This window comes from Ferrimonas futtsuensis DSM 18154 (assembly GCF_000422645.1).
GTDB lineage: Bacteria > Pseudomonadota > Gammaproteobacteria > Enterobacterales > Shewanellaceae > Ferrimonas > Ferrimonas futtsuensis.
The window spans coordinates 70,396-76,872 of the sequence record NZ_AUGL01000022.1 but is presented as its reverse complement, the minus strand read 5'-3'; the positions used below and the strand labels follow the sequence as shown (position 1 = coordinate 76,872).

6 protein-coding genes and 1 tRNA gene are annotated in these 6,477 nt (G+C 59.6%); 4 read left to right on the top strand and 3 right to left on the bottom strand.

The window, feature by feature from the left end; all coding sequences use genetic code 11:
- Positions 1-18: 18 nt before the first annotated feature.
- A tRNA-Ala gene (locus tag G505_RS0114595) sits at positions 19-94 on the top strand.
- A gap of 130 nt (positions 95-224) precedes the next feature.
- On the opposite strand, the gene G505_RS0114590 is transcribed toward G505_RS0114595, so the two are convergent.
- On the bottom strand, positions 225-812 hold the full coding sequence (locus G505_RS0114590) for an arylesterase (RefSeq protein ID WP_035385441.1): 588 nt from the start codon (positions 810-812) through the stop codon (positions 225-227).
- 25 nt (positions 813-837) lie between these two features.
- On the opposite strand from G505_RS0114590, the gene G505_RS0114585 reads away from it, so the two are divergent.
- On the top strand, positions 838-1,524 hold the full coding sequence (locus tag G505_RS0114585; RefSeq protein ID WP_035385440.1) for an ABC transporter ATP-binding protein: 687 nt from the start codon (positions 838-840) through the stop codon (positions 1,522-1,524).
- Entirely contained in the window at positions 1,521-3,995 is a 2,475-nt protein-coding gene (locus G505_RS0114580; RefSeq protein WP_028110228.1) for an ABC transporter permease, read from the top strand. The genes G505_RS0114585 and G505_RS0114580 overlap by 4 nt, the downstream gene beginning before the upstream one ends.
- Positions 3,996-4,292: 297 nt before the next feature.
- On the opposite strand, the gene G505_RS0114575 is transcribed toward G505_RS0114580, so the two are convergent.
- Positions 4,293-5,198 carry a TIGR01777 family oxidoreductase gene (locus G505_RS0114575; protein ID WP_028110227.1) on the bottom strand — a complete coding sequence of 302 codons (906 nt, stop codon included), beginning with the start codon at positions 5,196-5,198 and terminating at the stop codon, positions 4,293-4,295.
- 103 nt (positions 5,199-5,301) lie between these two features.
- On the opposite strand from G505_RS0114575, the gene G505_RS0114570 reads away from it, so the two are divergent.
- Complete coding sequence (locus G505_RS0114570) at positions 5,302-6,000, top strand: SDR family oxidoreductase (RefSeq protein WP_028110226.1); 699 nt, start codon at positions 5,302-5,304, stop codon at positions 5,998-6,000.
- On the opposite strand, the gene G505_RS22800 is transcribed toward G505_RS0114570, so the two are convergent.
- On the bottom strand, positions 5,920-6,444 hold the full coding sequence (locus G505_RS22800; RefSeq protein ID WP_028110225.1) for a 2-amino-4-hydroxy-6-hydroxymethyldihydropteridine diphosphokinase: 525 nt from the start codon (positions 6,442-6,444) through the stop codon (positions 5,920-5,922). The two genes, G505_RS0114570 and G505_RS22800, sit on opposite strands and share 81 nt — an antisense overlap.
- Between the last annotated feature and the right edge of the window lie 33 nt (positions 6,445-6,477).

Genomic DNA, 6,477 nt, shown 5'->3' with positions numbered 1-6,477 from the left:
GCTTGAAAAAGCAATAGTGGGGCTATAGCTCAGCTGGGAGAGCGCTTGCATGGCATGCAAGAGGTCCACGGTTCGATCCCGTGTAGCTCCACCAAACAGAAAGCCACCTACGGGTGGCTTTTGTCGTTTTTGGATTTCAGAAAGCGTGTCGGCAAGTCCCACCTTTACGCTGTGCTCACCCGGTAAGCCATCTTTCGATGGCTGTTCATCTCTGCTCGTGCTCTTTATTCCTCACCCTTGGCATGTCTCTCAAAGTAGGGCTGAAGGAAGTCTGCAATGCTGGCCTGAGCCTGTCGGTTGGGGTGGATACCATCCCTCTGCATCAAGTGAGGGTAGGGGGCAATTTCGGTCATGAAGAAGGGGATCAGAGGAATCTGGTACTGATGGCTCAGATCCTGGAACACCTGCTCAAACTGATTGGCGTAGCGTTGGCCGTAATTGGGTGGGACCATCACCTGAGACAGCATCACCGCACTGCCGGCCGCCATCGACTGATCGAGAATCTTGCCCAGGTTTTTCTTTAGCAACGGCGGCGGAAAACCCCTCAGGCCATCATTGCCACCCAGCTCTACAAAGACCCAGTCAGGCTGATGCTGCTGCAGAAGGTTGGGCAGTCTCTTCAGTGCTCCCCCGGTAGTTTCGCCACTGACGGAAGCGTTAATAAGCTGAATTCCCTCCAGGTCCGTATTAAGTTTATGGACCCACCCCTCTCGTTCGGTCATACCGTAACTGGCGCTCAGGCTGTCACCTAAGATAAGAATGGTTACACTGTTTGCGAAAACAATGGACGGAAAAAGCAGTATAACTGTCATTAAAAAGGAACGAATTATCATAACTATGCCGGATTCAAACACTACGCTAGCCATTCGAGTCCAGGGACTGGAACAAAAGGTTCCAACCCTGGATGGTGAACTTCAGATCCTTCAGGGCGTTGACCTGGAAGTCAAGTCGGGCGAGTCCATCGCAGTCACCGGCCCCTCTGGGGCCGGGAAATCCACCCTGCTTGCGCTGTTGGCAGGTCTGGATATGGCGTCCTCTGGGGAGGTCTGGCTGGCAGGAGAACCGCTGCATCGGTTGGATGAGGAGCAAAGAGCCAACCTTCGCGGGCGCAAGGTGGGGTTTATCTTTCAGTCCTTCATGTTGGTAGAAAGCCTGACTGCGCTGGAAAACGTCATGTTGCCCGTTGAGTTGGCGGGTAACACCGACGCCAGAACTCAGGCGGAGAATATGCTGCAGCGGGTGGGGCTCTCCCACCGGTTGGATCATTTCCCCAACCAGCTCTCCGGAGGTGAGCAGCAACGGGTGGCCATCGCCCGGGCGTTTGTCAGCCAGCCCGATATCCTGTTCGCCGATGAGCCCACCGGCAATCTGGACCAAGCCAACAGTGCCAAGGTAGAGGATCTGCTGTTTGAGCTGAACCAGGAGCATCACACGACCTTGGTGTTGGTGACCCATGACCTTAAGCTGGCCGAGCGCTGCGCGACCCGTGTCCAGATGGTGAGTGGCAGACTGGAGGCCCTATGAACATCTTCCCTCTGGCATGGAGGCTGTTCAGACGAGAGCTTGCCCATGGCCAGCTCAGGTTGATTGGGGCGGCCCTGATCTTGGCAGTGGCGGCGGTGACCGCCCTGGCACTGGTGTCTGATCGCCTGCAATCCTCCATAGTGCGTCAGGCCAGCACCTTTCTGGCTGCAGACCGAGTCCTCTCCTCTCCACAGCAGGTCGACCCTGCCTGGCTTGAGGCCGCCAAGGAGGCGGGACTCGAGGTCTCCACCACCCTGGAGTTTCAGTCCATGCTCTTTTCCGAGGAGCGCTTCCAACTGGTGACGGTCAAAGCGGTCTCCCCCCAGTATCCGCTTCGGGGCAGCATTGATCTGGTTGGGCAGTCTCCAACACCTCTGCCCGAGCCCGGAGCGCTGTGGCTGGACAGCCGGCTGGCAGGGTGGATAGAGCAGAGCAATCTGGCCGAGATCGGCGAAGCCAGTTTTAGCCTGGATCAGGCCATTCGCCGCCTTCCGGACGGCGGCTTTAACCTGTTCGCCTCGGCACCTGTGGTGCTGATGAATCTGTCGGATGTGGCAACTACCGGGGTCATTCAGCCCGGCAGTCGTCTCAGTTGGCGTTATCAGTTTGTGGGCAGTACGGCGGCGATCAAGAGTTATGCCGACTGGCTCAACGGTCGTCTTACCACCTCACAGCGGTGGGTCGATGTACGCAGCCAGGACTCCCCGGTATCCCGCGCCATACAGAGGGCGGAGCAGTTCCTCCTATTGACCGCCCTGCTGGGCATCGCCCTGGCCTGCGCGGCCATCTCTGTCGCGACTCAGCGCTATTGCCTTCGCCATTATGATGCCGTGGCCATGCTGAAGACCTTGGGGGCTTCCCACAACCAGGTTCGTGGCATCTTTGTCACCCATCTCTCGCTGGTGACCCTGCTGGGCATCGCCATCGGCCTGCTGGTTGGCTTGTTCGGGGCCGAGGGGCTGCTTCTCTGGCTGCCGCAGGAGCTGAGTCAGGGGGAGGTTTCGGTGATGCGCCCAATGTCTTTGGGGGCGGCCACAGGCCTGGTGGCCGGTTTCGGTTTCACTCTCTACCCCCTGCTGCGTCTTCTGGCCATTCCGCCGCTGCGAGTGCTGCGAAAGGATCTGGGGCCGGTACGATGGCAAGGCTGGCTTAACGGCGTGCTCTCCGTGGCCGCCCTGGCCCTGTTGGCCTACATCTACAGTGGCAATGCCATGATGACCGGCGTCCTGCTGATCGGCGGGGCGGCCCTGGCACTGTTGCTGTTGCTGGTGGCCTGGCTGTTGCTGAACTGGGGACGCCAGCTGGGGATGCGTACCGGCACGCCTCTGCAACTGGCCGTTGCCGGGCTCAGGCGCCGTGCCCGTGATAATGCGGTGCAGCTGGTGGGGTTCTCCGTCTCTCTGGTGTTGCTGCTCACCATCCTGGCGTTGCGTCAGGACATTCTGGCCGACTGGCAGAAGCAACTGCCTCAGGGGACGCCGGATCACTTCCTGGTCAACATCGGCCTGGATGAGCTGCCGGAGATGGGGGCGTTTCTTTCAAGCCACCGGGTGGAGGCCACCGATTTCTACCCGGTGATCCGTGGTCGACTGTCTGCCATCAATGGTGAGCAGGTAAGCCAGCCGGTGACTAAGGAGGAGGGGGAAGCGGCGCCGAGGCAGGGGCCGTCTGGCATCGGGCGGGAGCTGAACCTGACCTTCCGCGACAGCTTGCCGCCGAACAATCCCGTCGTGGCGGGCAACTGGTTCGCCGGCGATGCCCAGGGCGAGGTGTCGGTAGAGTCCAGGGTTGCCGAGCGCCTGGGCATCGGCCTGGGAGACCGTCTCACCTTCACCATCGATACTCAGCCGGTTGAGGTGGAGGTCACCAGTTTGCGCAAGGTGAACTGGGAAACCATGCAGCCCAACTTCTTTATGATCTTCCCCCCGGCGGATCTGGTGCGTTTCCCGGCCACCTATATCGCCAGTTTCAAGCATCCCGAGGGTGATGCCGGCCTGGTGGGTGACCTGATTCAGCAGTTTCCCACGGTGTCGGTGATCGATGTCGGGTCCATCATTACCCAGTTGAGGGAGGTAATCGATCAGGTTTCCCTGGCATTGACCCTAGTGTTGCTGGTGGTGGTGCTGGCCAGTGCCATGGTACTCATTGCCCAGACCGAGGCAGGCATGGCCAGTCGTCGACAGGAGCTGGCCATCATGCGCACCCTGGGGGCGGCAGGCAGCCTGTTGAGACGTGCCGTTGCCTGGGAATTCCTGTTATTGGGCGCGGTAGCCGGCCTGCTGGCTGTGGTGGTCACCGAGCTGACTCTGGCACTGCTGAAGAGCCAGGTCTTCAACCTGGTGGTAAACGGGCACACCCTGTGGTGGTTCCTGATCCCGGTCTTGGGGGCGGTTCTTATCGGCTCCATCGGCATGCTGGCCTGTCGTCGTTTGCTGGCCAACCAATGCGGCGCATTGCTCAGGGGCGGTTAGAGAAATCACAAAGAAGAGGCCGCGGTTTACGCGGCCTTTTTTCATTTTGGGCTAAGGCGTGTTTATCTTTGGTGTTTAGAATTTGGCCGAGGATGACGACGACTAATCAAGAAGTTCGATTGTAGGCATAGTTGCTCTACGTCAAAATCGAACGACGAAGAGTAGTCGTTGTCAGTCCGGCCCCGAAGGGCGCTTTGCTCAGTCTAGATACCCATTCAATTTGGGCACAATGTCGACACATCGAGGCCTAAGTGGCTGGATGCCGGCGCAAAAATATTCAGCAAAGGTCAACACGCCTTAACGTCCGAGCAGGGCCTGCAGCGCCGCAGGCAGCTCCGGATAGCGGAAGTCGAAACCGTGTCTCAGCAGTCGGTTGGGGAGCACACTCTGACCCTTGAGCAGCAGGGAGGACATCTCCCCCAGAGCCAGCTTCAGTGCCGTCGCAGGAACCGTCATAAACGCCGGGCGGCGCAGGGCGCTTCCCAAAGCTCGGCTGAACTCCTTGTTGCTGACCGGTGCGGGAGTGGTGCCGTTGTAGACCCCTTGGCAGCTGTCGGTCATCATCAGGTAGCCGATCACCGCCACCAGATCGTCGATGTGGATCCAGGACATGGCCTGACGGCCGCTGCCCACCGGGCCACCGACGCCGGCGCGAAACGCCGGCAGCATCTTCTTGAGGGCCCCCCCCTCTCCCAACACCAGGCCGATGCGCAGTACACACACCCGGGTGCGGGGCGCTGCCTGCATCGCCAGATACTCCCAGGTGTGGCAGACCCTCTGGGCAAAATCATTTTCGTCATACACCAGCGGGGTGTCTTCGTCCATGTGAGCGTCGGAGTCGGTGCCATAGATGCCGATGGCGGAGGCGCTGATAAACACTTTTGGGGGGGACTCCTGCCCCAGAATCCAGTCGCTCAGGGTTTGGGTCAGGCGCCAGCGGCTGTCACAGATCAGATGTTTTTGTTTGCCGCTCCACCTCTTGTCGGCGATGGGCTCGCCAGCAAGGTTAATGACCGCATCCACCCCCTGAAGCCAGGGCAGCGCTTCGATCCCTACGCATTCCGCCTTGACACCCTGCTGGTGCAGCCGTTGCCCCGATTGCTCCGGGTGACGACTGATCACCACCAGCTCGTGAGCACCGCTTAACTGTTTCAGCAGCCGGCCGCCAACAAACCCGGTGCCGCCAGTGACAAGAATCTTCATGCCTGCCTCCCATCCATCCCTTCGGACCGGGAGCAACGCTCCCGAATCTGTGTTACACATACAAAGTTAGCATACGAACAATTTCCACAAGGAGTTCAAACTCATGCAACCTGTTGCTGTGGTTACCGGCTGCGGACGCCGTTTGGGTGAATTCATCACCACGCAGTTGTTGGGGCAGGGATATCGCGTCTATGGGCAGTACCTGAGCTCCAGCCCCGCACCCCATCCCAACCTCATCGCATCCAGGGTGGACTTCACCGACGCTCAGCAGGTACAGCAGTGGGTCCAGGCCATCCTCTCCGGCGCCGACCGGGTGGACCTTCTGGTCAACAACGCCTCCCTGTACCTGCCTGACGCAGAAGAGGTGGCCGATGGCCTTGTGCAGCTTGACCGGTTTCACCGCATCCACCTCCAGGCCCCTTATCTGCTGGTTCAGTCGCTCAAGGGGGCCCTCGCACAGGCGTCAGGATCGGTGGTGAATCTCACCGATATCTACGTGCATCACCCCAATGCGGATTACAGCCTCTACTGTGCCACCAAGGCGGGGCTGGACAGCTTCACTCAGTCCTGGGCCAGGCAGCTGGCTCCAGGTGTTCGGGTAAACAGCATCGAGCCAGGCCCGATTCTGTTTCTGGATCACCATGATGAGGCGTATCGGCAACAGGTGCTCAGTCGCACCCTGCTGCAGGTGGAGGGCGGGCTGGAGCCCATCTGGAAGGCGTTATGGATGCTGATCAACAACCCGTATATGACCGGTGCGCGCATCCCGGTAGATGGTGGTCGCAGTGTCGCCCAGCTCTAACGAACCCAGGACAATGGGCACCGTCTCTCCCTCCAGCGGTGCATTGTTGAGCAGTTGATTGAGAAGAGGGATCAGGTAGTCGGGCTGGGTGGTCAGCTCCGGGGCTCGGTCGACAGAGAGAATGTCCAGGTCCAGCGGCCGGTCCTTGATGCTGCACTGCGGGTCGCTTCTGTCTCTTCCCCGCCTCTCTTCCTGTCGGTTGAAACGGGATTTTACCTGTTTGGGCGACAGCGCACTGTCAAACCAGAAGGCAAAGTTGACGAAGGGCAGCAGCGACTCCATATTCTCGGGTTCTGTGGTGACTACGCCGCTGAGAGTGACCTGTTGGAACTGTTCGCACAGCCAGGAGAGCGCATCAGTGGCATTCTCCTCGGGCTGAAGGTTGGCGCCGAAACTGCAGTAGTAGCGGTGCGACCCGGGGCGCGGGCTCTTGGTGCTCGTCATCCTCTCTCCTTGGTGACTCCATAGCCTTTCAAT